At 40.9% G+C, this 24,172-nt stretch carries 17 protein-coding genes; 11 read left to right on the forward strand and 6 right to left on the reverse strand.

All coding sequences use genetic code 11. The features are described from left to right. Positions 1 to 6: 6 nt before the first annotated feature. Both KCV26_02130 and KCV26_02135 read left to right on the forward strand, forming a co-directional pair. Complete coding sequence (locus KCV26_02130; GenBank protein WZX37213.1) at positions 7 to 2,520, forward strand: TonB family protein; 2,514 nt, start codon at positions 7 to 9, stop codon at positions 2,518 to 2,520. A 129-nt stretch (positions 2,521 to 2,649) separates the two neighbouring features. Continuing rightward, on the forward strand, positions 2,650 to 3,957 hold the full coding sequence (locus tag KCV26_02135; protein ID WZX37214.1) for a tetratricopeptide repeat protein: 1,308 nt from the start codon (positions 2,650 to 2,652) through the stop codon (positions 3,955 to 3,957). A gap of 26 nt (positions 3,958 to 3,983) precedes the next feature. Here KCV26_02135 and KCV26_02140 read toward each other — a convergent pair whose 3' ends face one another. The 3 genes from KCV26_02140 to KCV26_02150 all read right to left on the reverse strand — a co-directional run bounded on the left by KCV26_02140 (position 3,984) and on the right by KCV26_02150 (position 9,319). Continuing rightward, positions 3,984 to 6,371: a transglycosylase domain-containing protein gene (locus tag KCV26_02140; GenBank protein ID WZX37215.1), complete on the reverse strand. Its 2,388-nt coding sequence runs from the start codon at positions 6,369 to 6,371 to the stop codon at positions 3,984 to 3,986. 111 nt (positions 6,372 to 6,482) lie between these two features. After that, positions 6,483 to 7,802: a TldD/PmbA family protein gene (locus KCV26_02145; protein ID WZX37216.1), complete on the reverse strand. Its 1,320-nt coding sequence runs from the start codon at positions 7,800 to 7,802 to the stop codon at positions 6,483 to 6,485. Beyond that, entirely contained in the window at positions 7,799 to 9,319 is a 1,521-nt protein-coding gene (locus tag KCV26_02150; protein WZX37217.1) for a TldD/PmbA family protein, read from the reverse strand. The genes KCV26_02145 and KCV26_02150 overlap by 4 nt, the downstream gene beginning before the upstream one ends. A 254-nt stretch (positions 9,320 to 9,573) precedes the next feature. On the opposite strand from KCV26_02150, the gene KCV26_02155 reads away from it, so the two are divergent. From KCV26_02155 to KCV26_02180, 6 genes are all read left to right on the forward strand, one after another. Then, positions 9,574 to 10,107 (forward strand): sigma-70 family RNA polymerase sigma factor, encoded by a 534-nt coding sequence (locus tag KCV26_02155; protein ID WZX37218.1) that lies wholly within the window; start codon positions 9,574 to 9,576, stop codon positions 10,105 to 10,107. Between the two features lie 84 nt (positions 10,108 to 10,191). Next, a complete protein-coding gene (locus KCV26_02160; GenBank protein ID WZX37219.1) occupies positions 10,192 to 11,379 on the forward strand; it encodes a FecR domain-containing protein in 1,188 nt (395 codons plus the stop codon). A 192-nt stretch (positions 11,380 to 11,571) separates the two neighbouring features. Next, positions 11,572 to 14,931, forward strand: coding sequence for a SusC/RagA family TonB-linked outer membrane protein (locus KCV26_02165; GenBank protein ID WZX37220.1), 3,360 nt, complete (start codon positions 11,572 to 11,574; stop codon positions 14,929 to 14,931). Between the two features lie 20 nt (positions 14,932 to 14,951). Next, positions 14,952 to 16,649, forward strand: coding sequence for a RagB/SusD family nutrient uptake outer membrane protein (locus tag KCV26_02170; GenBank protein ID WZX37221.1), 1,698 nt, complete (start codon positions 14,952 to 14,954; stop codon positions 16,647 to 16,649). 63 nt (positions 16,650 to 16,712) lie between these two features. Further along, positions 16,713 to 17,693, forward strand: coding sequence for a nucleoside hydrolase (locus KCV26_02175; GenBank protein WZX37222.1), 981 nt, complete (start codon positions 16,713 to 16,715; stop codon positions 17,691 to 17,693). A gap of 87 nt (positions 17,694 to 17,780) precedes the next feature. Beyond that, positions 17,781 to 18,917 carry a hypothetical protein gene (locus KCV26_02180; protein ID WZX37223.1) on the forward strand — a complete coding sequence of 379 codons (1,137 nt, stop codon included), beginning with the start codon at positions 17,781 to 17,783 and terminating at the stop codon, positions 18,915 to 18,917. Positions 18,918 to 18,973: 56 nt separating this feature from the next. On the opposite strand, the gene KCV26_02185 is transcribed toward KCV26_02180, so the two are convergent. Both KCV26_02185 and KCV26_02190 read right to left on the reverse strand, forming a co-directional pair. After that, positions 18,974 to 19,867: an IS3 family transposase gene (locus tag KCV26_02185; protein WZX37224.1), complete on the reverse strand. Its 894-nt coding sequence runs from the start codon at positions 19,865 to 19,867 to the stop codon at positions 18,974 to 18,976. Further along, the gene (locus KCV26_02190) at positions 19,864 to 20,163 is read right to left on the reverse strand and encodes a transposase (GenBank protein ID WZX37225.1); all 300 of its coding nucleotides are present in this window, start codon (positions 20,161 to 20,163) and stop codon (positions 19,864 to 19,866) included. Before KCV26_02190 ends, KCV26_02185 begins: the two co-directional genes overlap by 4 nt. A 77-nt stretch (positions 20,164 to 20,240) precedes the next feature. Between KCV26_02190 and KCV26_02195 the strand changes: the two genes are divergently transcribed. From KCV26_02195 to KCV26_02205, 3 genes are all read left to right on the forward strand, one after another. After that, positions 20,241 to 20,720, forward strand: coding sequence for a tyrosine-type recombinase/integrase (locus KCV26_02195; GenBank protein ID WZX37226.1), 480 nt, complete (start codon positions 20,241 to 20,243; stop codon positions 20,718 to 20,720). Further along, positions 20,707 to 21,735 carry a site-specific integrase gene (locus tag KCV26_02200; GenBank protein WZX38294.1) on the forward strand — a complete coding sequence of 343 codons (1,029 nt, stop codon included), beginning with the start codon at positions 20,707 to 20,709 and terminating at the stop codon, positions 21,733 to 21,735. Before KCV26_02195 ends, KCV26_02200 begins: the two co-directional genes overlap by 14 nt. Before the next feature lie 438 nt (positions 21,736 to 22,173). Further along, positions 22,174 to 22,470, forward strand: coding sequence for a hypothetical protein (locus tag KCV26_02205; protein ID WZX37227.1), 297 nt, complete (start codon positions 22,174 to 22,176; stop codon positions 22,468 to 22,470). A gap of 506 nt (positions 22,471 to 22,976) precedes the next feature. Here the strand turns inward: KCV26_02205 and KCV26_02210 are convergent. Continuing rightward, positions 22,977 to 24,140 (reverse strand): ATP-binding protein, encoded by a 1,164-nt coding sequence (locus tag KCV26_02210; protein ID WZX37228.1) that lies wholly within the window; start codon positions 24,138 to 24,140, stop codon positions 22,977 to 22,979. Positions 24,141 to 24,172 lie beyond the last annotated feature (32 nt).

Genomic DNA, 24,172 nt, shown 5'->3' on the forward strand with positions numbered 1-24,172 from the left:
GAACAAATGGAAGCACTTATCGCATACATCATTAAAGTTAACATAGCACTGATATTTTTTTATTTGCTGTATGTTATTTTCTTGAAAAAAGACACATTTTTTGCTTTCAGGCGCTATTTTATTTTAGCAGCGACAGTGTTTTCATTTGTTTACCCGTTTATTACCGTATCTGCCTGGGAAAATATAATTTCATTTGAAAAACCACAGAAATACACTACTCAGGTAACGGTGGAAGATCCTGCTTTTGCCGTTGTTTTGGCAGACGAAGGTCAAACAGCGGAACCTGTCAACACGATTAACATTAACTGGTGGCAGGTTTTACTTCTCTTATTGTCCGCAGGAGTAGTCTTCTTCTTAGCTCGTTTTACCTGGCAACTGGTCAGTATTTTACAGATAAAACACAAAAGCATCAGGAAGAATATTGATGGGATGGAGGTATTCGACTTATACGATGAAATAACACCGTTTTCTTTCTTCCGATGGATCTTCATCCACCTCGACTCACATTCCGACACCGAAATTAAACAGATACTTCTGCACGAACAAACGCATGCACGCCAATGGCATTCTGTTGATATTATTCTCATGGAGTTGCTTTGCGTATTTTTATGGTGGAACCCCATCATCTGGCTGATGAAGAGGGAAACAGCCATTAACCTGGAACATCTGGCCGACAACGGTGTTTTGCGAAAAGGAGTAAACAGCCGCGATTATCAATATTATCTTCTACGCCTTACCTACCACCAAAATGCTACCCGGATTGTAAACAATTTTAATGTATCACTTTTAAAACAACGTATCACGATGATGAACAAAACCAAATCGCCGGCACGAAAGCTGGTAAAATACCTGATTGCCCTGCCATTGGCGCTTCTTTTAATGGCAGGCAACAGTGTTTACGCCCAAAACCAAAGAGAGAGTGAAATCTTTACAGAAGTAGAGAAATATCCTGAATTCCCGGGAGGGAACCAGGCATTTATGAAGTATCTTGTCGAAAGCATCAAGTATCCGGTTAAAGCTCAGGAAAACAACGAACAAGGCAGAGTTATCACCAACTTTGTGGTAGAAAAGGACGGAAGTATTTCCAATATTAAAGTCATCCGTGGAGTAACTGCCGCGCTGGATGCCGAAGCCGTGAGGTTGCTGAACTCCATGCCTAATTGGCAATCTGGCGAACATCAGGGTAAACCCGCCAGGGTACGGTTTACCTTGCCGATTGTCTTCAGGTTACAAGGCGGCAGCGCAGGGAAGAGCCAGAGCCCTGTAACGCCGGTTTCTGCAGATGTCAATGAAAAAGGAAAAATCCTGGACGAAGTGGTCGTTGTAGGCTATGGGCCAACCCATCGAGAATCGATACCTTCCCCACAGGAATATGCCGAATCAAACGGCAACGAACTCTTTATTGTTGTGGAAGTCCAGCCGCAATATCCCGGTGGAGATATAACCATGAACAAATTCATTTCTGACAACTTACAATATCCAAAAATTGCACAAGAGAATGGAATTCAAGGACGAGTAATCACTCAGTTTATTGTTGAAAAAGACGGAAGCCTTTCCGATATCCAGGTTGTTCGTGGTGTAGATCCATCGTTAGACAAAGAAGCTATACGTCTTATTCGCTTAATGCCTGAGTGGATCCCCGGAACGCAGCGTGGAAACAAAGTAAGGGTAAGATATACGTTGCCTGTTACATTCCGGTTGTCGGATGAAGCACCAACCGTCGAGGCCGCTAAGGGTGTTCAAGGGAAACTGAATGATCCTGTAATAAAGATTGGAAGCAGTGACGCAACTTTTGTTGTAGTTGAAGAACAGCCCGAATTTCCGGGTGGAAACGCAGCCATGATGAACTTCATTACCGAAAACATCCGTTATCCGAAAGAGGCACACGAAAAAGGAATTCAGGGACGTGTAATCACCAAGTTCATAGTGAGGAAAGATGGCAGTATAGACAGCGTACAAATCGCACGGGGGGTTGACCCGTTACTGGATGCCGAGGCCATCCGGGTAGTGGAATCGATGCCAACGTGGAAGCCGGGCAAGCAACGCGGACAACCCGTAAACGTAATGTTTACCCTGCCTGTCGTTTTCAGGTTGGATAAAAAGACGGAGGATGGCATTCAAAAAAGTCAAACCTCATCGAAAAATGTACAAAACCCTGAATTTCCGGGAGGAGAAAATGCTTATATGAAGTTCTTATCGGATAACATTAAGTATCCCGTTATTGCACAGGAGAACGGTATCCAGGGGTTTATAGATGCCGTGTTCAACATCGATACAAAGGGAAAAGTCACTTTTGTTAAATTCAATAGATCCGTTGACCCGTCCTTGGACAAGGAAGTTAAACGCGTGATAGAATTAATGCCTGACTGGATCCCCGGCAAGTTTAATGGAGCAGCGACAAGCATTACGAGTGGAGCCTCCTTTGTTTTCCGCCTGCAAGGCGATGGCGTTGATGAGTATAAAGGCCCAACTCCCAGCAACGCAATAGTTGTTGTAGGATACGGAAGTTCGAAGAAATAAACGGCATCAGCTGATTTGAAGCCGGCAGATGCTCAAATCTCAATCTCTTGTTAATCTGTTCTCGAAAACCGGAGAAAGTGTGCAGAGTAGCTTTCTCCGGTTTAAACATAAACACTTAACTCACCGCTTATGAAAACCGAATTTGCAATTTCAGTTGTTTTGACGATGGTGTCGGTTTCCGTATCGGCACAAACGCTAACGGCACACGATTTCATGCAACAATATCGTTACCGGGAAGCCATTGAATGGCTCGAAACCCAGCCCGAAACCGCTGAAAATCTGTTATTGAAAGCTGAAAGCCACGAAAGACTCTACAACCATACCGATGCCCTGCCCGTTTACGAACGTCTCTTACTGAATAACCCCGATGATGTAGCACTGTTGATCTCTGCCGCAGAATGCGCATCGCAAGCCGGAGACACAGAATCGGCACTAAAATATTGGATAAAAGCAGACAGTCTATCGCCTGAAAATCTGTTTTTTCAGACTAAAAAAGCGATAGCATATTATCGGAACGGTAACTGGCAGGAAACCATCGAGAGCACACAAACGGTTTTCCAGTCAGACTCAATTCCGCTGCTTCTGCGAATGACGGGTGATGCGTTTCAAAACATCCACGAACCCATTTGGGCAAACTATTTTTACACGAAAGCATACGAGAAAAATCCGTCCGATCATCTTTCGCTTAGCCGTATTTGCGAATATTTTTACGCCATGGAAGAAGACGGATACGACACGGTAGCGGTTATGACCGAAAAATACCTGAACGAAATTAATCCGAACCAAAAAACCATCGGACAACTTAACGGAATGGCAAACTATTCCTCCGGAAGATTCGACAAAGCAATAGATCGCCTGAAAGCAATTGTGGAAATAGGCGATAGCTCCTACACCACCACCTATTTCCTGGGGATGAGCAATTACGCCAAGGGTTGGTACTACGAAGCCGTGAAATGGCTCGGCAAAGCTTATGATCTTAATCGCAATGATGTGAATATGTTCTACTATTACGGAACAGCGCTCGGGCGAACAAAAAACCGGGAAAGAGCCGTGGAGATATTACAGGAAGGTATGGACAAGATAGATAAGATGTCAGGAATGCTGCCTGATTTCGACATATCGATAGCGGAGGCCTATCAAAATACGAACGATCACGCCAAGGCAATACAATATTACTTTTCCGCATATAAGCGCCAGCCCGACCGGCACAATCTTTTGTACAGCATCGCACATGCTTACGACACGGCAAAAGATTACAAAAACGCCATCACCACCTACGAACGTTTCCTGAAAACTGCCCCCAAAGATTTCGATGTCGCCAGCTTCGCCGTCGCCAAAGACGAAAAAATGAACGCAGAAAACATTTATTACATAGTCAGTTTCAAGCGCATAAAGGAATTGCGGGAGCAGTTATTTATGCAGTCGGGAAATAAATAACTGTAACCCGGACTCTTTGTTCTCCGCTAATTAAACAAGTCGTCAATTCCTTCGCTCTGCTCTATCGGATCCTCGTCCAGGTAGAAATCGGATGAATAGCGTTGTGTGTCGTAGCAAGGCTGGAAATCTGCGGGAATATCAAATTTCCCGTTATCGGAATATTTCAGCTCGGGATTGGCATATACCCGCTGGTAGAACAATCCGTGAATGGGCAGTGCAGCAGTAGCTCCCTGTCCGTAAGCCATACGGTCGAAGTGAATGGAAGGTTCCTCCCCGCCTACCCAGGCCGATGCTACTATCTCGGGTGTGAACGACATAAACCACGCATCGGAATTGTTGTTGGTCGTTCCGGTTTTGGCTCCCATCTCCCCTTTCAGGTTGTACAGACGGCGCAACCGGCCTCCCGTACCTCCGTCAACTACGGCCTTGAGCATGTCGAGCATCTTATAGGAAGTCGTTTCGCTGAAAATCTCCTGCATCCGGGGAACAAAGTTGGCCACCACGTTTCCGTAAGAATCCTCGATACGGGTAACCAACAGCGGTTCAACACGAATCCCGCGGTTGACGAACGCCGTGTACGCACCGGCCATCTCATACACCGAAGCATCATTTGGCCCTAGCGCCAGCGAGACGACCGGATCGGCAGGAGTTTTCAACCCGAAAGATTTCAGCATCCGGGCGAACGCGTAAGGAGAAAACAGACTCATCAAATAGGCAGTCACCCAGTTATCCGAGTTTTGCAAGCCCCATTTTATGGTAACAAAATGTCCAAGCGCTCCACGTGTGTTTCGGGGGCTCCACGGCTGTCCGTTTTCAGCCATGATGGTTATTGGTCCGTGAACCATCCCGTCGCAGGGGCTCAATCCTTCTTCCATAGCCAACGTATAGAGATACGGCTTTATGGTTGAACCGATTTGCCGTTTACCGCTACTTACCATATCGTACTTGAAATGCGCGAAGTCGGGGCCGCCCACATACGCTTTCACATGTCCCGTAACCGGGTTCATCGCTACAAATCCAGCCCTGAGAAAACCTTTGTGGTACCGGATGGAATCCCACGGCGTCATCGTGGTATCTATCTCTCCCTTCCAGGAAAAGACTTTCATATCCACGGGAGTATCTTTGAAATTACTCAGGATCTTTTCGTCACTCCAGTTTTGTTTTTTTAAAATCCGGTAGCGGTCCGTCTGCTTCATGGCCGTCTGCATAAATTTTTCGACATCGTTTGCCACGCTGTTGGAGTAAGGAGCATATTTTTTACCCCGCTTCTCGGCCGCAAACTGGGGCTGCAGGTATTGTAAATGTTCACGAACGGCCTGTTCGGCGTATTTCTGCATGCGCGAGTCGATGGTGGAATAGATTTTCAACCCATCCGTATAGACGTTATAATTTGAACCGTCTGGCTTCTTGTTTTTGTTGCACCAACCGAATAACGGATCGGTCTCCCACGCGAGCGAATCTTCTGTAAATTGCTGTCCTTGCCAGGATGCATAGTTTTTCCTTTCGGGCTTCACCGCCATCATCATTTTTGCCAGATGCTGGCGATAGTAGGGAGCAGGAATAGCAACGTGGTCGGCACGGTTGAAATCCAGTTCGATGGGGAGTTTCTGTATCGAATCGGCTTCCTGCAGGGTCAGGTGTCCAGCCTTTCTCATTTGGGCAAGCACCACATCGCGGCGCTCTTTGGTCACGTTTTCTCTCCTGACCGGGTTGTAAAGCGATGAATTCTTCAACATACCCACAAGCATAGCCGACTCCTGTATGTTCAGATCGATGGGGCGTTTATTGAAATAAGTACGTGCCGCTGATTCAATCCCTACTGCATTGTAGTTGAAATCGTATTTATTGAGGTAAAGATTGATGATCTCGTCTTTGGTATAAAAACGCTCCAGTTTCGTAGCGATCACCCACTCGATGGGTTTCTGAAACACACGCTGGAGTTTATTGTTGGCTTTTGGAGAATAGAGCAATTTTGCCAGCTGTTGGGTGATGGTACTTCCTCCGCCGCTGCTTTCATCCTGAAGCAACAATGTCTTAAAAACAGCCCTTCCTAAACCGATAAAATCAATTCCCGAATGGTTATAATACCGCCTGTCTTCAGTGGCAACCAATGCATGAATAAGGTATGGCGACAATTCATTATAACTTACAAAAATCCGGTTTTCGTCACTTTGAGAATAAGTAAACAAGAGTTGGTCGTCCGACGAAATTACCTGCGAGGCATATTTATCGATCGGATTTTCCAGTTCATCGATACGCGGCAGGTATCCAATCAATCCGGATGACATCAACAGGAAAGCAACACCATTTACGGCGATAAAAAGAAAGAACAATCGCCATAACCATTTGACGATGTCGTTTTTGGACTGCATTGCCTTGTTTGTTTTTTTATTCGAAACCGATTTTTTCCCCATAGTTAATTTGAAACCGCTTGGTTCTTGATTTTGACAGATTTTGCCGCAAAATTACACAAAACCGTTGAATAAGTCGTCACTATTGGTGTTAAAAAGACCGAAGAGCCCTACTTACAGCCCGCTAAAATCAACCCCTTCGAAGACCAGCGAAGGAATACGCCACGACGAATTTAACCGCGGGTCGTTTCCGGTTTCCGCAAGTGAGTTCCACAACGTGATCATGTTTCCGGTAACGTTCATTTCCGAAAGCGGCAAGGTAAGTTTACCTTTTTCGATAAGAAAGCCCTCGATCCCGTACGAAAAATCTCCGGTTGAACTGTTGCTGTTCCCCCCGTTGAATCCGGTAACAAGGATGCCGTGGGCCACATCGGAAATCAGGCCGTTCAGGTCTTTATTTCCCAGCTGCATGACCAGAATGGACGGATTGGCGACGGTTGGATCCACATCCATTTTTTTGGCGTTGTAGGTGTCGATGTAATAGGTCTTCAGTACTCCTTTATCGAAAACACTCCGGCGTTCTGTGGCTACACCCTCACTATCGAAATACCGGGCTCCGGACGCACCGATAAGGTGGGGCTCATCCAGGAGTGTAAACTTGTCACTGCCCACTTTCTGCCCGAGCTTATCCAGCAGGAATGAGTTTTTCTGCTGCAAGGCGGAACCAAAAATAGCACTCAGCATCGGACGAAGCAACTGCCCTGAATTCATCGGATCGACCACCATGGTGTATCTACCCGACTTCGTTTTCTTCTGTCCGATTTTCTGCAGGGTGCGCTCCAATGCTTTTTGGCCTACTCCTTCCTTTACCAGTTTATCGAGATAGAGTGATGATTCGTACCAATAAGACGACGGACGGGCTTCGCCCTCACCTTTCACGGCTACACTTGCCGAGAGTGAGTACCACGATTGTTGGGTTTCACCTTCGAATCCATTGCTGGTTATCTGATAACTAAAGCCGTCTCCGTCACCATACGACGATTCCACCGAAATTATTCGAGGATCCTTGCCCAAGGCTTCTTCGGCAATTGCCTGTGCCAAGGCAACCTTATTGTCCGGATTTACAGCGCTGAACTGCGGATCAAGCAGCTGCAGGTCGGGCTTGCCTCCTTTGTAATAACGGGAGGCATCGGGAAGTACGCGCGCCTCGTCTTCAGCCAGGTACCGCGTGGATTCTACCCCGTTTCTGATAAACGATTCCAGTTCTTTCTTATCCAGCCGGTTGGTGGAATATGTTCCGTAACGTCCGTCTACATAAAGGAACAAGCTCATCCTGCTTTCCGAGGCTTGCTGCAGTTTATCCATCTGAGCATCACGAAGTTCAAAAGATGTGTTTGACCCCGAGTATAGTGATACTTTTGCTGCCTGGCAACCGTTCTTCAGGGCATAGTCCATGGCCCATTGTGCCAATTTTTTATTTTCGTTTGATATCATGACTCTCCTCCTACCGTTAATTTACTTACCAATGCCGACGGCATGCCACAGGTAACCGGACACGACTGTCCGTCTTTTCCACAAGTCCACGTGCCGTTATCTATTTTGTCGTTATCGGCTACCATAGTAATATCAGCCAATGCTTTCGGCCCATTACCGATGATGTTAATGTCCTTGATGGGTTGGGTTAATTTTCCGTTTTCGATAAGGTACCCCGATTTTACGAAGAACGTGAAGTCACCCGCGCCGATCTGCACCTGGCCGTTGGTGAATTTATCAACAAAGATACCGTTCTTTACCGAAGCGATAATGTCGGACTCCTTCACATTTCCTGCCTCCATGTACGTTGCGCGCATGCGTGGTATAGGCATGTTCCGGAACGATTCACGACGGCCGTTTCCGGTGGAAGCGATCCCATAATGCCTGGCGCTGATGCGGTCGTGCAGGTAGCTGGTAAGGATACCGTCCTTCACAATGTAGGTTTTCTGTCCGTATGTACCCTCATCGTCAATATTTATCGACCCGCGGTTAAACGGGATGGTTCCGTCATCCACCACACTGATATGTTCGTTGCATATCTTCTTGTTGAGTTGTTCGGAGAAAATGGAAATATTCTTCCGGTTAAAATCAGCTTCAAACGCGTGCCCGATAGCTTCGTGCAACAAAATCCCCGATCCGCCGGATCCCATAACCACCGGCATCTCTCCCCCTTTGGGTTTGATGGCTTTGAACAAGATGGAAGTGTTTTCCACGGCTTCTCGGGCGATTACATCGATAATGTCATCCGACAGGAATTCGAACCCTTTCCGGTAAGCTCTCGCCGAATGACTGTTCTCAAACCTCCCGTTTTCTTCCATAATACAAACCGCGCTCAATGTTACCATCGGACGGTAATCGTAATAACTCACTCCCTCTGAGTTACAAAACAGTATGTGCGAAGTGCTATCGTTGAGCGACGCCGATACTTTTTGCACCCGTTTATCGAGCGCAAAAATCTTGTCGTTCAGTTTTTGCAGGTAGGGTGTTTTCTCTTTCAGTGCTACACCTTCCCACGGGGTGGAGATTGCGTAGCAATTTGCTTTCAACGGCCTCTCAGTCAACGAAACCGGTTTCGTCTTCACACTGCTGCTGGCAATTCGCGCAGCTGTCCGGGCAGCTTTCAGCATTTCCTCGAGAGTAACGTTCTCGATGTAGGCATATCCGGTTTGATCTCCGGAAAGGACACGCACACCCATTCCAAAATCGATGTTAGAGTTACTCCGGTTTACCGCACCGTCTTGAAGTGCTACGCTATTAGTAAACGTATGCTCAAAAAACAAATCGGCATAGTCGCCGCCTTTCTCCAGAGCCGCCGTCAACGTTTTACGAACATCGGCATGGGTTATACCAAAATGTTGCATCGCTGATGAAACCGGCGCAGCTTCCTTATTTCCAGTCAAATCGGATGCGAACGTGGGTGCAGCCACAGCCCCGGCAAGAGCCAGACCGCCAGTCCTGATAAAATTTCGTCTGTCCATAAAGTAGATTTATTGTTGGTTTATTCTTCAAATATGATGTAAAAGTACGCAATAATTTATTATTAGACGTAAACCACAAGGATTTCATTACATCCATATTCCTGTTGAGCTTTTACTCCATACCCCTGCTATCGTTTCCGTAAAGCAGTATCTCCTCATGTTTCATGTTTATTTCACTTTTCAAGGTTTTAATTTCATTTCCCCCACTTTTTTTGTTTATTTTGTATTTCATTTTGTAAAAATTTGCAAAATAAATGAGAAAAGAAAACATCGCATCCCTCTATAACCGTTACGTGGACGATTTGTACACGTATGCCCTCTATCTTGGTTTTGAGAAAGGGATCATTATGGATGCTATTCACGATGTATTTTGTAAATTTGCGGCCGATGAAAAGCAGCTTCAAGATGTTTCAAACCTGAAATTTTATCTTTTCAAATCACTGAAAAACAGAATATACGATATTTATAAAGCGCAAAAAAAATATATTGGATTATCAACCATTGATGCGCAGGATGCGCCTTTCAATATCCAGGTTACCATCGAGGACCGGCTTATCGACAAAGAAGAGCAGCAACAGATAAAAGACCAGCTCTCGGAAATGCTTGACAGCCTTACCGAACGTCAACGTGAAGTGGTTTACCTACGTTATGTTCAGGAATACGATTATGCACAAATCTCCGAATTGCTGAACATCAGTATCCACGGATGCCGGAAACTTCTCTCAAAAGCCATGCAAAACCTACGTGAAAAGTACGGTGCACTCGTTTTCCTTTTTCTCTTTTCTTAACGCAAAAGTGTTAAATTTATAGGATTTCTCAAAAACAAGGGGATAAATTTTTCCCGTAGTCGTCTATTTATAAAGCGAATCTTGATGCCAACTTATACACGATATACCGATTTTCTAAAAGACAAGCAGTTTATCCGCTGGCAATTAACGCCAGATGAAGAGCTAGATGCGCATTGGGAAGGCTTTATCAAACAAAATCCGGAGTTAAAAATTGTCTTACAGCAAGCCATTGACTACCTTAAAACAACCGGACTGAATAAAAGCACCTTAAACGAGGATGAACGTTTACGTTTGTTGAATGAAATTCAATCCACTGTCGAACGATCGTTGAAAAGAATAAAAAGCCGCCAGCTTATTCAACTCTCTGTTGCTTCCTGCGCAGCTATTACCTTACTTATTATTGGATTAAACCACTTTGTTTTCCAAGAAAAAGAGACCCAATTTTCTCCGGAACAAGAACTTATCGTTGGAAATTTATTAAACCACGAAGACATTCAACTGATTACGGACGAGAAATCGCTATCGTTCCAAAACGATGTGCAAATGGAGTTCGATGAAAGCGGAAAAGCAAAAATCACACAGGGCAACAACGAAGGAAAAGCCGCGGAATTAACCGGAGGTAAGCAAAATACACTTATTGTTCCGTACGGAAAACGCTCCACGCTTACCCTCTCTGACGGCAGTAAAGTGTGGCTCAATTCCGGTTCCGTACTTGAATTTCCAGCCCAATTTACCGAAAACAAACGGGAGGTCCGGCTGGCGTCGGGAGAAATGTATATTGAAGTGGCACCCGACAGCCAAAAACCGTTTCACGTAAGCACTTCCGATTTTAACGTAAAGGTGTACGGCACCAAGTTCAATGTCTCCGCTTATGCCGACTCCCCACAATCGGTTGTGTTGGTGGAGGGCCGGGTAAGTTTAAAACCCGCAAATAAAAAGGAAACTTTTTTATCGCCCAGCGAACAGGCTGTTTATGCTGATAACGGTACCTTCAACACACATAAAGTAGATGTAAATCAGTTTATCAGCTGGAAAAATGGTTACCTGGAATTCGATAAAACCCCTATGACGGAAGTCCTGAAACAAATCGGAAGGTATTACAACCTCTCTTTTGACTTCGATAACGATGTGAATCTACAGAGGCGCACCTGTACCGGAAAAATTTATCTCTCAGAAAACCTGGATAACATAATGGCCACGGTAGGACTGCTGTCCTCAACTAAATACATAAAAGACAACGATCAAGTATTTATAATTAACGAACCCAATTAAACTTTAAGCCTATGCACAAAGACAGATGATAATAACAAAAAACAAAAAAGCCGAACGATACTGCGAATAACGTCCGGCCAAATTGAATTTAATTACCTGGATTATTAATAATTAAAATCGTACAAAGATATGAATAAACATTGTATTGAGGGGAGAGAGTCTCTCAATAATTTTAAACACGTTCTAAGAATCATGAGAATTACCTTGTCCTTCTTATTTTTCTGCATATTGTTCTCCTCAGCGTCAAACAGTTATTCTCAGGAATTTACCATCAAATCAAAAACGGCTTCTATAAAAGAAGTGTGTAAGGAGATTGAAAAAGGAAGCGGTTATGTTTTCGTTTTCTCTGATAACTGTGAGAAGCTGATTGATAAGAAAGTAAACGTTGAAGCTAACTCAAAAGATGTGATGGAAGTTCTGGATGCAGTATTATCCAGTACAGGACTCACATATAAAATATTGGATAAACAAATCGTTGTCTACAAATCCACAGAAACCACTCCGTCTGTAGCTGTTGAACAACCGAACATGAACATCATTCAACAACCGGCCAAAAAGCAAATAACCGGTAAAATAGTGGATGTACAAGGAGAAGCCATAATTGGAGCAAATATTATTGAAAAAGGATCTATTGATAATGGGACCGTTACAGATATCGATGGAAATTTTTCAATCTCTGTATTGCCAAATTCAATTTTAGAAATCTCATATATTGGCTATATTTCACAAGAAGTCTACACCAGAGAAGGTCAAAAATTGAATATCATATTAGAAGAAGATCTTAAAAGTTTAGATGAAATTGTTGTAATTGGGTATGGGTCTGTTCGTAGAAAAGATTTAACAGGAGCGGTAAGTAGAGTAGATCTTGAAGATAATCCCGTATCATTAACTCCTAACACGAATGTAATACAAGCACTAAGAGCGACAACACCGGGTTTAAATATCGGAACTGTTAATACTTCAGGAGGAAGTCCCTCAATGTTAATTAGAGGTCAAAACTCTTTATCCGCATCAAATAATCCATTAATTGTTGTTGATGGGGTTGTTTTTTTAGGTAACATAAATGATATTAATCCTGCTGACATTGCTTCGGTTGATGTTCTGAAAGACGCGTCTTCTGCTGCAGTTTACGGATCAAGAGCTGCGAATGGTGTGATTTCATTCACAACTAAAAGAGGAAAAACTGATAAGCCTACACTGAGTTTCACATCTACTGCTGGTATGCTAATTTGGAATACAAAACCAAAAATGATGAGTTTGGAAGACCAACTTGAGAGAATTAAATATAATACGGGTGTACAAGATCCTTTGGATTGGATGTATCAAAATGAAGCATATAATTATGAACATGGAATTGTAACGAATTGGCCTGATTATTTTTCCAGAACTGGATATGTTACAGATAATCAATTAAATATATCTGGTGGAACCGAAAAAATAAATTATTACTTATCAGCTGGATACACAGACCAAGAGGGTGTAATAGTTGGGGATGATTATGATAGAATCTCTGTTAAGGGTAAAATAAACACAGATATCACTAGCTGGCTTGAAATTGGTCTTGATGGTTCTTTTAATAGATCGGATTATTCTGGGATTGGCGCTTCTATAAATACATACATGATGGGTGATAGCTATTTTTCTCCTTATAGAGGGTATCCTGAAGATAATATTAAAAAATATGAAAAATGGCCTAGAACTGAAAGTAGACCAGGGCATGTTTCAGATAATCCACTTTGGCTTACACAAGATGAAGTGGCGGATGATGTTGATATTACTGATGCATATCGACTAGCAACTTTTGCAAATATTGAATTTCCCTTTATCAAAGGTTTAAGTTATCGAATTAATTATGTCACAAATCTTCGTCAAATCAAACAAGAAAGATTCATTTACGAAGATCATTTTATTGCAGGAGGACCTATGTGGGATTTGAATCGATATTCACCCTCTACGATTCAAGGTTATTTACCACTAGCAAATGGAACAATCACCCATAGGAATATATATAATTATGTTTTTGACAACATTATAAATTATAAGCGAACTTTTGATAAACATGCGCTTGATGTGACATTAGTTGCAACAAGAGACCATCAAGGAGATAGAGGCTTCACCATGAAAGGAAATGATTTTGAAGCTATAGGAAATACTCTTTTAGGAATAGATGGAATTGCTCTAGCAACAAATCAAACAATTTCAAACTCATTTACAGAAAACTTCAATATTGGTTATTTAGCCCGATTAAATTATGTATTTAATAATAGATATCATTTCACATCCTCATTCAGGAGGGATGGATCATCGGTTTTTGGTGCAGATAATAAATGGGGTAACTTCCCATCTGTAGGTGTTGCTTGGACTATTTCTGAAGAAAATTTCATGAAAAGTATAAAGCCTATAGATTATCTAAAAATTAGGATGTCATATGGTAAAAATGGTAATCAGGGAATTTCTGCATACGAAACCCTCGCGCGCGTGAATTCTGGATCTGCTGCTAATTTACGTTATCAATGGGGAGATCAACCAGGCACTTCACACTACGGTATGACGATTTCTTCACTTGGAAATTCTACTTTAGGATGGGAAACTACAACCTCTTTGAACTGGGGTTTAGAAGCTGTGTTACTTGATCAGCGTGTATTTTTAGATATAGATTATTATACATCCAAAACATATGATCAACTTTTTACTAGACAAATTCCTGCTATGAGTGGATTCACTTCTATTAGAGCTAGTATGGGTCAGGTTGATAATAGGGGTATAGAAATCGGATTACGCACAATTAACATTGAAAATAAAGATTTTACCTGGTCTTCTAATCTTACATTTTGGCAAAACCGGAATATTCTTGCCGATTTGTATGGCGATGGAAAAGATGATATTGCAAACAATCTATTTATAGATAAATCACTTGGTGCAATTTATGGATATGAGTTTGTAGGTATAGTGCAAAAAGATGACACCGAATACATAGCAAATACAGGCTCAAGACCTGGCGATGTTAAATGGAAAGATTTAAATAATGATGGAAAGATAACTGCTGCAGATGATAGGAAAATATTAGGATATATCAAAGAAAACTTCAGGCTAAATCTTTCGAATACTCTTAATTATAAAAACTTTGAATTGTATATTCATCTTTCGGGTATTTTTGGTGGTGGTAAAGATAATTACTTCTTAGCTGCAAATCCAACAGCTTTTCTATCAGGAGATGAACAGGCACAGTTGTATCACCCTTTAGCTAAAATTTCTTATTGGACACCAGACAATCCTAGTAATAAATATCCTTCACCTCATTATGTAAGTAACATGTTTCAAGGATATCAGTCTCGTACTTTTGTTAGAGTACAAGACATTACCTTATCACATGATTTTAATGCTAACTGGCTAAATAAAATAAAAATAAGCAGCCTACGATTATATCTAACAGCTCAACACTTATATACTTTTACTGGTTGGGATGGTGATCCAGAATCGGGCATAGGAGCAATCAGTTCAAATTACCCTGTACCTGCTTCATTATCAGCTGGTTTGAATATTAAATTTTAACAAATGAAATATAAATAATTATGAAATCTAAAATATTTGTATATTTAATAATATGTTCATTACTGGTAGTAACAGGATGTGAAAGTGATAAGGAATTCTTAACAGAAAAACCAAGGACCTTTTTTACTCTTGAGAATGCTTTCTCTACTCCTGCTCAAGTTGATGCAGTATTGATATCATGCTATAGATTAACTAGGCAAAATCAGGTAATAAGTAGTAACACTAGTCGCATATTAAATGGATTGGGAACTGATGTACTCGATGTTCCAGAATTAAGAATTGGAACAACTTTTTCAGATTATGCGAGATTGAATCCAACCCATGGTGATTATAATACCATCTTTAATAAATATTATGATATTATTTCAAAAGCTAATACTGCGCTCTATGCCGCAGAATTAGAAAATATAGCCTGGGGATCTGATCAAGAGAAAAATTATGCAATTGCGCAAGCTAAGTTTTTTCGTGGATACGCATACCGCAGTTTGGGGATGCTATTTGGAGGTGTACCAATTGTTGATGCAATCATAACTTATCCAAAATTAGATTTTGTAAGATCCTCTACAATCGAAACCTATCAATTTGCAATTGATGATTTGGAAAGCAGTGTGCAATATTTACCAGAAAAATCTACACAGCCAGGTAGAATTGTTAAAGGTGCTGCTCAACATTTTTTAGTTGAATTATACATTGCAATGGGAATTGAAGCTGAAGAGGAAGGTAAAAGTGGAGAATCAATGTATGATAAAGCATTACAAATTGCGAATCAATTGATAGATGGAGGCACTTATTCCTTAATGACTGAAAGATTTGGAACTCGTAAAGATCAAGTTAGTAATTGGTCTGGAACAGCCGATGTTTATTGGGACTTATTTCAAGAAGGTAATGTTAACTATCAAGATGGCAATAAAGAATCTATATGGGCATATCAAATAGATTTCACCGCATACTTATCAGAAGACTCACAGTCAAAAATTGAGTACCCAAGAGATTATGTTCCATTATTACGCTTGGTTGAAGGAATGACGGGAGAAGGTGATGATGTTGGTGGTAGAGGAGTATGCTTTGCAGCCCCTACAATGCATGTACGTGATGGTGTTTGGGAAGGAAAATACAATAAAGATAATAGAAACGCAGAACATAATATTTGGAGAAATTTCAAATATAATGATCCAACTCATCCAAAATTTGGAGAACCCTATCCTTGGTCTGAGTATTATAAAACCGATTATAATAGATCAATGGTTTACCCAATTCATGCTAAAGTCACAACTGATCCTGGTACATGGACTGGATTACAACAAGGAGAAAACAGAAGTAATCTATTTCGTGATGAATATGCAGTTCGTTTAGCTGAAACTATATTATTACGTGCAGAAATATATTACAGGAAAGGACAACTACAAAATGCAGCCAATGATATAAATTTAATAAGAAGCAGAGCAAAAGCTGAATACATGGTTACAGCTGTTGATGTAAACCTAGACCTCATTTTAGATGAACGTATCAGAGAACTTTATATTGAAGAAGACAGATGGCATACATTATTAAGAATGAGAGGTACGGTAGCTGTTGATAGAATAAGAAAGTACGCTTTTTGGCCGTTTACTAGAACATCTTTAACTTGGGATTTTAATAAATGGCCTATCCCTCAAGGAGCAATCGATAGAAATATTGATGCAGTATTGGAACAGAACCCTGGGTGGACGCAATTCTAGATTTTAATTAGTTGCGTAATATTTAAAAATATTACGCAACTTCATTTTCAAAATAACAATAACATGACTAACGTTTACAAATTATTTTTTATTCTTCTCTTTATAGTAGTGATATCATCTTGCCAAACTCAAAAAGAAGATGTTATAACAGTTATTTTTGATACTGACATGGAATCCGATGTGGATGATGTGGGGGCTCTTGCAATGCTACATGCACTTGCGGACAACAATGAAATTAAAATCTTAAGCGTAATAAGTTGCGCAAAAAACCCATGGAGTATTGTATGTGCAGATCGAATAAATAATTACTTTAATCGTGGAGATATACCTCTTGGTCAACTAAATAAGCCAGGTGTTGATAGAGAATCAAAGTATGCTCAGCAAATAGCAACAGAATTTCCTGGAAGCATAGAATCTTCTAATGATGCTTTTGATGCGGTGGAACTATATAGAAAAACATTGGCTTCTCAACCAGACAATAGTGTAACAATTATTACTGTAGGGTATTTAACTAATTTACGTGATTTGCTTTCAAGTAATTCAGATAAATATAGTAAGCTATCCGGTAGAGACCTTGTAAAACAAAAGGTCCGTAAATGGATCTGTATGGGTGGAATGTTCCCTGAAGGAAGAGAAGCAAATATTAGATGGGATACCGATGCTTCAATTGAAGTAGTTGAAAATTGGCCTTCAGAAATTGTTTTTAGCGGGTGGGAAATAGGGAATTTAGATACAGGAGACGATATTCGTAATTTGCCTGATTCAAGCCCTATTAAACGTGCCTATGAATTATATGGTCGCATTCCGCATAAAAGTTGGGACCAGGTTGCTACTCTATATGCAATAAAAAGCTATGAGGGAGAAAACAGTTCAAGTTATTGGAAATTATCTGAGCTGGGAAGAATTGTAATTGATAAAAACGATGGAAGTAATACTTGGGAAGATGATGAAAATGGATCTCATCGCTATTTAATTCAGATTGGATCGGACAATGACATCGCAAGTGAAATAAATGCATTAATGATGCACATTCCTAATCAGTAAAAAAAACAAAATATTGAAGTATTCATTCTCGTTAAAGCTATTGAGAGACCATCGCATTCATTAATCTAATTTTAAAAACTGATTCGTATGAGTAATTATAAAAGTTTAAGCAGAAGGAAGTTTCTTGGGAAAAGTGGTTTACTCCTGACAGGAATGAATATTTCTGCAATATCAAAAATCCAGGCTAGTCAGTCAACTTTCTTTGAAAATGACGAAGTCCCGTTAATACATGCAACAGATTTGTACCATACACATGGGGATCCTGACGACCATTGGGATCTTGCAAGCATATACTCTTTAGCGTTTACAAAAGATATTAATCTGAAGGGTATCTTAATAGACTTTCCTCCAAAACGTAGGTTAGGCGACCCTGATGTGATGGGAGTTGCTCAATTGAATTACATAACTGGAATGCCTATCTCAACAATTATTGGAACTCCTTATCCAATGGAACACAGGAATGATGTTCAATCGTATGCTTCAAAAATAGATCATCAAGGTATTCAATGGGTAATAGATACGCTTAAAAAATCTCCTACACCTGTTGTTATTAATATTGTAGGTGCTGCAACAGATATTGCTGTTGCAGCAAAAAAAGAGCCAAACTTATTTCATGAAAAATGTAGATCCATATATCTAAATGCCGGATCAGCAAATAATGGAAAAGATAATAAACTGGAATTCAATGTAAAATTAAATCCTTCAGCGTTTGCTGCGATATTTGATATTGATTGTCCAATTTATTGGCTTCCATGCTGGAATGAAACAGAGATTCATGAAGTTGGAGAATATGGATCATATTTTCGTTTTCTCCAAAATGATATACTACCTCATTTGCCAGATAGACTACAGAATTATTTTCTTTTCATGCTTGGCCAAAAGAAAAGTCATAAATGGCTAAATTATCTCATTAATGACGTTGAACATGATCTGTTGGAATACTACAATAAAATGAATAGAAATATGTGGTGTATAGCTGGTTTTTTATATGCAGCTGGAAAGAAAGTCACATGCAATGGTGAAATTGTTTCTTTACACTCAAAAGAGAAATCAGTATTTTCATTTATCCCAATAGACGTCAATGCCAATGATGATGGCTTTACTCAATGGCAGTTAGATACGACATCGCAAAAAAGATATATTTTTCATGTTGACGACATTGAAAATTATCAAACTGCAATGACCATTGCGCTTAAGAATCTACTATTAAATTTACCAAAATAAAAGAACGAATTAAGATAAAAAGAAATTGGACTTGCAAACTTAATTGAGACAAAAAGTTAAGCGACATTTTTAATTGATTCTTTTTTAATATTATACTGATTCCAAAATTCATCAATGGTTAAGTTTCCCAATGCTGAGAATCTTCTTTTATGATTATACCAGGATTCAATATATTCAAATACATACAAGCGCATTTGCTCTCTTGTTTTGAGTTTGGTACCATAGACCAATTCAGATTTGAAAGTTTTGAAAAAGCTTTCAGCCACGGCATTATCCCAACAATTTCCCTTTCCACTCATACTTTGTTCCAGCTTCAAGGATTTCAACAGATTGACAGTTTGTTTGCAAGCATATTGTATGCCCCGGTCAGAATGAAATATCATTCCTTCTCCAAAAGGTCTGTTCCTATTGGCCATCCTGATGGCCGGAACTACGGTATGGGATGCATTCATATGATCGCTTATGGACCATCCGATCAGTTTGCGGTCAAAAAGATCCAGCACACAGGTCAGATAAAGAAATCCATCCTTACACGGAATATACGTCAGGTCAGAGACACACGCTTTCACAGGCTCATTCTGATTAAATTCGCGATTCAACAGATTTGGAGCAACCTTATAGTTGTGAGAGGCATCCGTCGTCACTTTGAATCGTCTCGAGAGTTTGCTGCGCAAGCCCATTTTCCTCATGTGGCATGCTACAGTGGTTCTCGAGACAGGAGTTCCGGATACCTGCAAATCCTTTGCCAGCCGGGGGCTTCCATTGCGTCCCCTGGCTGCAAAATATGCATCCCTGATCTTTTCGTCCAGCTCCATATATTTGCGCTTACGTTGGCCCTCCGGATCTTTAAGCCAGCGGTAATAACTGCTCCTGGGGACTTTCAGTACTCTGCACATCACCTCGACCGTCCATTGTTTCGAGTTATATTCCTTTATAAAGAGATAGATCAACGATCTCTCTTGGAGATGATGCTCAAAGCTTTTTTTAATATGTCCCGCTCCGTTTCAGCCTCGCCAAGGCGTTTTTCCAGTTCAGCAATCCTTTTGGTATCTTCACTTAATGACTGGACACCGTGTCCGGGGAAACTGGCTTCTCCTTTCTGCTGGTATTCTTTCCGCCAACGATATAAAAGAAAGGGGGCAATACCCAATTCCTGTGCAAGCTCGGAAATATTCTTGCGTTCTAAACTGAGTTTGACCGCATTCTCTTTGAATGCCTTGTCAAAATGGGTTCTTTGTTTTCTCATATTACACAAAAATAAGCGTTTATGCTTAACTCTGTGTCCCGGCTAAGTTAGTAATTCCAAAAAGGAATATACTGCGAGTGGGAACATGGGGCAGTACGAAGAATGGAGAAGAGCGTTTGGTGCCGGTATGCGGTTCACTTAAGGATAACCTCTTGAAGTATCTGCATTACAGGAATATGTTGCCTATCAAGGGTATAAACTACGCTGAACATGCTTTCTTTGTAAAACTTAATGGAGACGCGGTCTCTTCAGCAAATGCTTATCGATGGTTCAAAAAGGTATATACACGCTGTGGCATTGCGTATCGGGGGGAACACTTCGGTCCACGCGTTCATGATCTGAGACATACCATGGCAGCTCATTCACTTGTAAAGATGATAGGGGAAGAGATGGATATCTATGCTGCACTTCCGTTGTTGGCCGCGTGCCTTGGGCATAAGACTCTAACTGCAACAGAAGGATATGTGCGCCTCACATGTAGTGAATATCCCGACCTATTGCGGCAGTGCTCATCTTTGAACAACTTTATATATGGCAAAGAAGATGGCATCGAATGACTTCGCAAAACAACTCTCAAGATTCCTGGGTACATATCTGCCCCACGAAAGGAATGTCAGTCCCAATACGGTGTCTGCTTATCGAGATGCGTTTATATCTTTCCTTTTATACTTGAGAGATGAAAAGCATATTAAAGCAGACAAGGTTACACTTGCTGATACAAACAGGGATAATATCATCGGATACCTGCAATGGCTGATTGACAAGCAAGGCTGCAGTATTGCAACCCGGAACAACAGGCTGGCTGCTGTCAGATCCTTCGTGTCATATCTCCAGTACGACAGTGTGGAGCATATGGACCAGTGGCAAAGAATCCTGGCAATCAGAGGACTGAAAAAGGGACACACAACTCCCTCGCACTTCACCAAAGAAGGGATAAAACTCTTGCTTGAACAGCCGGACACGACCGACCCGAGGGAACTGAGGCATCTTGCAATACTTGCCTTGATGTATGATACCGGTTGCCGGGTTCAGGAACTCGCTGACTTGACGATAGAATCATTGAGAATACAATGTAAACCATACTCAATCAAAATCTATGGAAAGGGGCGGAAAACGAGGATCGTGCCTTTATGTGAACATGTCGTTGATATCCTGACCAAATACATGATCTGCTATCACGTTGATACGGATATCGGTAAAAAGAATCCACTCTTTTGCAATAGCTCGAGGAACAAACTCACAAGAGCAGGTATAACGTATATACTGAAAAAATATGCTGTAATGGCTCGAATAAGCAATCCGAATCTCATTCCCGAGATCACGAGTTGCCATCAACTGCGACATAGTCGGGCAATGCACCTTCTTCAATCAGGGGTCAACCTTGTATGGATACGGGACTTATTGGGACACTCCTCCATACAGACAACTGAGATATATGCGAGAGCCGACTCGAAACAGAAAAGAGAGGCTATTGAAAAGGCATCTGAAAATCTCACTCCTTCTGGTGTTATTGGAGAATGGGTTGATAATAATGACTTGATCTCATGGCTCAAAGGACTCGGTAAGAAATGAATATTATGTAAAGTCCAAATGTGAAGCATGTTTGTAATATGCCGATAATCAATATGCTTTGCACTGGACTTTACATAATTAATTTGTTGTCATAACCTTTTTTATGGAAAGCTTTCCATAATAAAGGAAAAAGCTATCGTATGCAAAACAGAAAAACAATTTTTGAAAATGAAAAAAACTAACGAAAATATCTTTATTTTTGCTCAGAATTTACTGTATTCCTGTTCCCGAAAATACTGTAGGTAATGTTCCCAAAAACACTGTACAGGATTTTCCCATTTTCACTGTATTTTTAATTCCTGTTTACAATTATACTTTCGAAGCGTAAGTTGTAATCCATTAACTTCAACTCTCTGAATGATCTTTAGCTTCTGATACTTGCTCCATTGACGCCTTTTCTCTTGTCATAATTTTACAAAATTAAAGTGTCAAACTGATTTGCCAAATTTATTTCGTGTTATTGGGGGGTTGATACACAGGCGTCACACCAACAAGTCACACGGATGGATCAAGAACAAGTACTTCCACACGGTGGGAAAAAGGAAGTGGGTATTTGCCGAAATCGCTAAAAAGGAAGGAAACAAAAAAGCCTTAACATTAAGGAATATGGCGGATATTCCGATCACGTGCCACCTGGAAATCAAGATGGAGGCGAACCTGTTTGACGCTGATTGGTACGGGTACTTTGAAACAAGAAAGACTGCAAGGCTTCGTTACGCTCTAGCGAACGTATAATTTTATTGGGCATAGACTTGAAAAGTCTATGATCCGGTTTAATTTCGTGAGAATTAAACTTTGTATCACTTGAGCCGTATGCGGGGAAACTCGCACGTACGGTTCTTAAAGGAGAAAGTGGGGATAACCCTGCCGATTTACTTAATAAATTCATTTTTCGTTATGTATATCTGCAAGATTTTATACATTTATGCTATAAAGCTTGCAGAAAAATATGTTAGAAAAGTCCAAACTCGATGGTCAGAGTTCACTTTTTTCATTGGAAAGTACGTTGAGCCATAAGTACTCGTTATTTATTTTACTGATATACAAAATTTACGTTCAACTCTGTTTGTTATGACAATCAAAGCTTTTTTCCTGGGCTTGTGCATAGCCAGGTGCTGGAACTTTTCCTTGAAAAACGAACCTTTCATCTGGCAGGCGACCCATAAGACTTATACCAAATTAAATACAGGTACTTGTTGCCTTTAGTGGAACAGGACAGAGCAGGCCTGAGGCACAATAGCCTAAAGTCGATCCTGAGAAACGTAAGAGAGACTTATATCAAAAAAACGCGTTGCTAACCAATGTTTATACATCGGATCCAAAAAACGAATGCCACCCTGCATCTCATCGATGATATCCAGGTCGATAAGACGCTTTTTCAACTGAATCACATTGGCAGAAGTCCCCAAGTCATATTTTGCCAGCGTAGCTTTTGAAGTTAACTGTTTTTCATTATTCAATATAGCTTTCAGTAATGACAATTGCCTTGTACTCAATAGATCAGTCATATTCACAAAAAGCAGACTGAGCTGGTTGATAATATCATCAAACGCATTTTCCACAATAGGCAAAGTAACACGTTTGACCGTTCGAAACCATACCTGTTGTGCTAACTGCTGCACGTAATAAGAATGATTATCAGCCAGTAGAGCAATCCGTTCAGCCTCCTCCGGGAAAATCTCTTTTTGGGTGTCGACAAAACGTTTTTGAATAAACGAAACCCAATTGGAGGTCGGTATTTTTTCTAAAAACAGGATATCTCCAAATTTGTAGAAAGGCATGGAGTAATTCGAAAAAACATCCAGCAACATATGCTGTTTACTCCCATACAAACAATAGGCTGTCTTTTGATGGGTCTGCCAATGCGCCCGCAGTTTCCGCTGAAATACATCAGAATGTTCAAACGACGCGATATTCTGAAACTCATCAATACAGACGACAATACTCAAATCTTTTTTTTGGGCTATATTCTCCGCCAGGTTGAGAATGTCGTCGGGATGCTTTTGTAACTCTTCCCAGCCAATAGAAAAAGATATCTTGCTCTGCTTGTCGGGAGAAAAAGAAACTTGCGGCATAAGCTGCTTCAAAAAAAATCGGGTGTGTTTCACTAAATCATCCCATCCGGAAGAGGTTGCTTTCAACACTTCGTTTGCCAATAACAGGTAAAACTCATACTCACTCCGAATGTTGAAAACATCCATATGCACGACCTTAAGCTTCTTGTTTTCCTGAGTTGCCAACAAGGATGCCATCTTTACTAAAGACGTTTTACCCCAACGGCGAGGCGATATGATCATGGTATTGACAAGCGAATTGAAATTATTTTTCAACCGTTCCAACTCTTTTTCCCTATCTGTAAAATCGATACGTTGAGGTAATTTCCCATAAACAAATGGTGTATTCATAATTATCCTGTATTTCGACAAAGATAACTTAT

This window comes from Petrimonas sulfuriphila, assembly GCA_038561985.1.
GTDB classification, from domain to species: domain Bacteria; phylum Bacteroidota; class Bacteroidia; order Bacteroidales; family Dysgonomonadaceae; genus Petrimonas; species Petrimonas sulfuriphila.

Excerpts from the sequence above, each read along its gene's own strand:
- KCV26_02130 (WZX37213.1), top strand. The coding sequence starts at position 7 with ATGGAAGCACTTATCGCATACATCATTAAAGTTAACATAGCACTGATA.
- KCV26_02135 (WZX37214.1), top strand. The coding sequence starts at position 2,650 with ATGAAAACCGAATTTGCAATTTCAGTTGTTTTGACGATGGTGTCGGTT.
- KCV26_02140 (WZX37215.1), bottom strand. The coding sequence starts at position 6,371 with ATGGGGAAAAAATCGGTTTCGAATAAAAAAACAAACAAGGCAATGCAG.
- KCV26_02145 (WZX37216.1), bottom strand. The coding sequence starts at position 7,802 with ATGATATCAAACGAAAATAAAAAATTGGCACAATGGGCCATGGACTAT.
- KCV26_02150 (WZX37217.1), bottom strand. The coding sequence starts at position 9,319 with ATGGACAGACGAAATTTTATCAGGACTGGCGGTCTGGCTCTTGCCGGG.
- KCV26_02155 (WZX37218.1), top strand. The coding sequence starts at position 9,574 with ATGAGAAAAGAAAACATCGCATCCCTCTATAACCGTTACGTGGACGAT.
- KCV26_02160 (WZX37219.1), top strand. The coding sequence starts at position 10,192 with ATGCCAACTTATACACGATATACCGATTTTCTAAAAGACAAGCAGTTT.
- KCV26_02165 (WZX37220.1), top strand. The coding sequence starts at position 11,572 with ATGAGAATTACCTTGTCCTTCTTATTTTTCTGCATATTGTTCTCCTCA.
- KCV26_02170 (WZX37221.1), top strand. The coding sequence starts at position 14,952 with ATGAAATCTAAAATATTTGTATATTTAATAATATGTTCATTACTGGTA.
- KCV26_02175 (WZX37222.1), top strand. The coding sequence starts at position 16,713 with ATGACTAACGTTTACAAATTATTTTTTATTCTTCTCTTTATAGTAGTG.
- KCV26_02180 (WZX37223.1), top strand. The coding sequence starts at position 17,781 with ATGAGTAATTATAAAAGTTTAAGCAGAAGGAAGTTTCTTGGGAAAAGT.
- KCV26_02190 (WZX37225.1), bottom strand. The coding sequence starts at position 20,163 with ATGAGAAAACAAAGAACCCATTTTGACAAGGCATTCAAAGAGAATGCG.
- KCV26_02200 (WZX38294.1), top strand. The coding sequence starts at position 20,707 with ATGGCATCGAATGACTTCGCAAAACAACTCTCAAGATTCCTGGGTACA.
- KCV26_02210 (WZX37228.1), bottom strand. The coding sequence starts at position 24,140 with ATGAATACACCATTTGTTTATGGGAAATTACCTCAACGTATCGATTTT.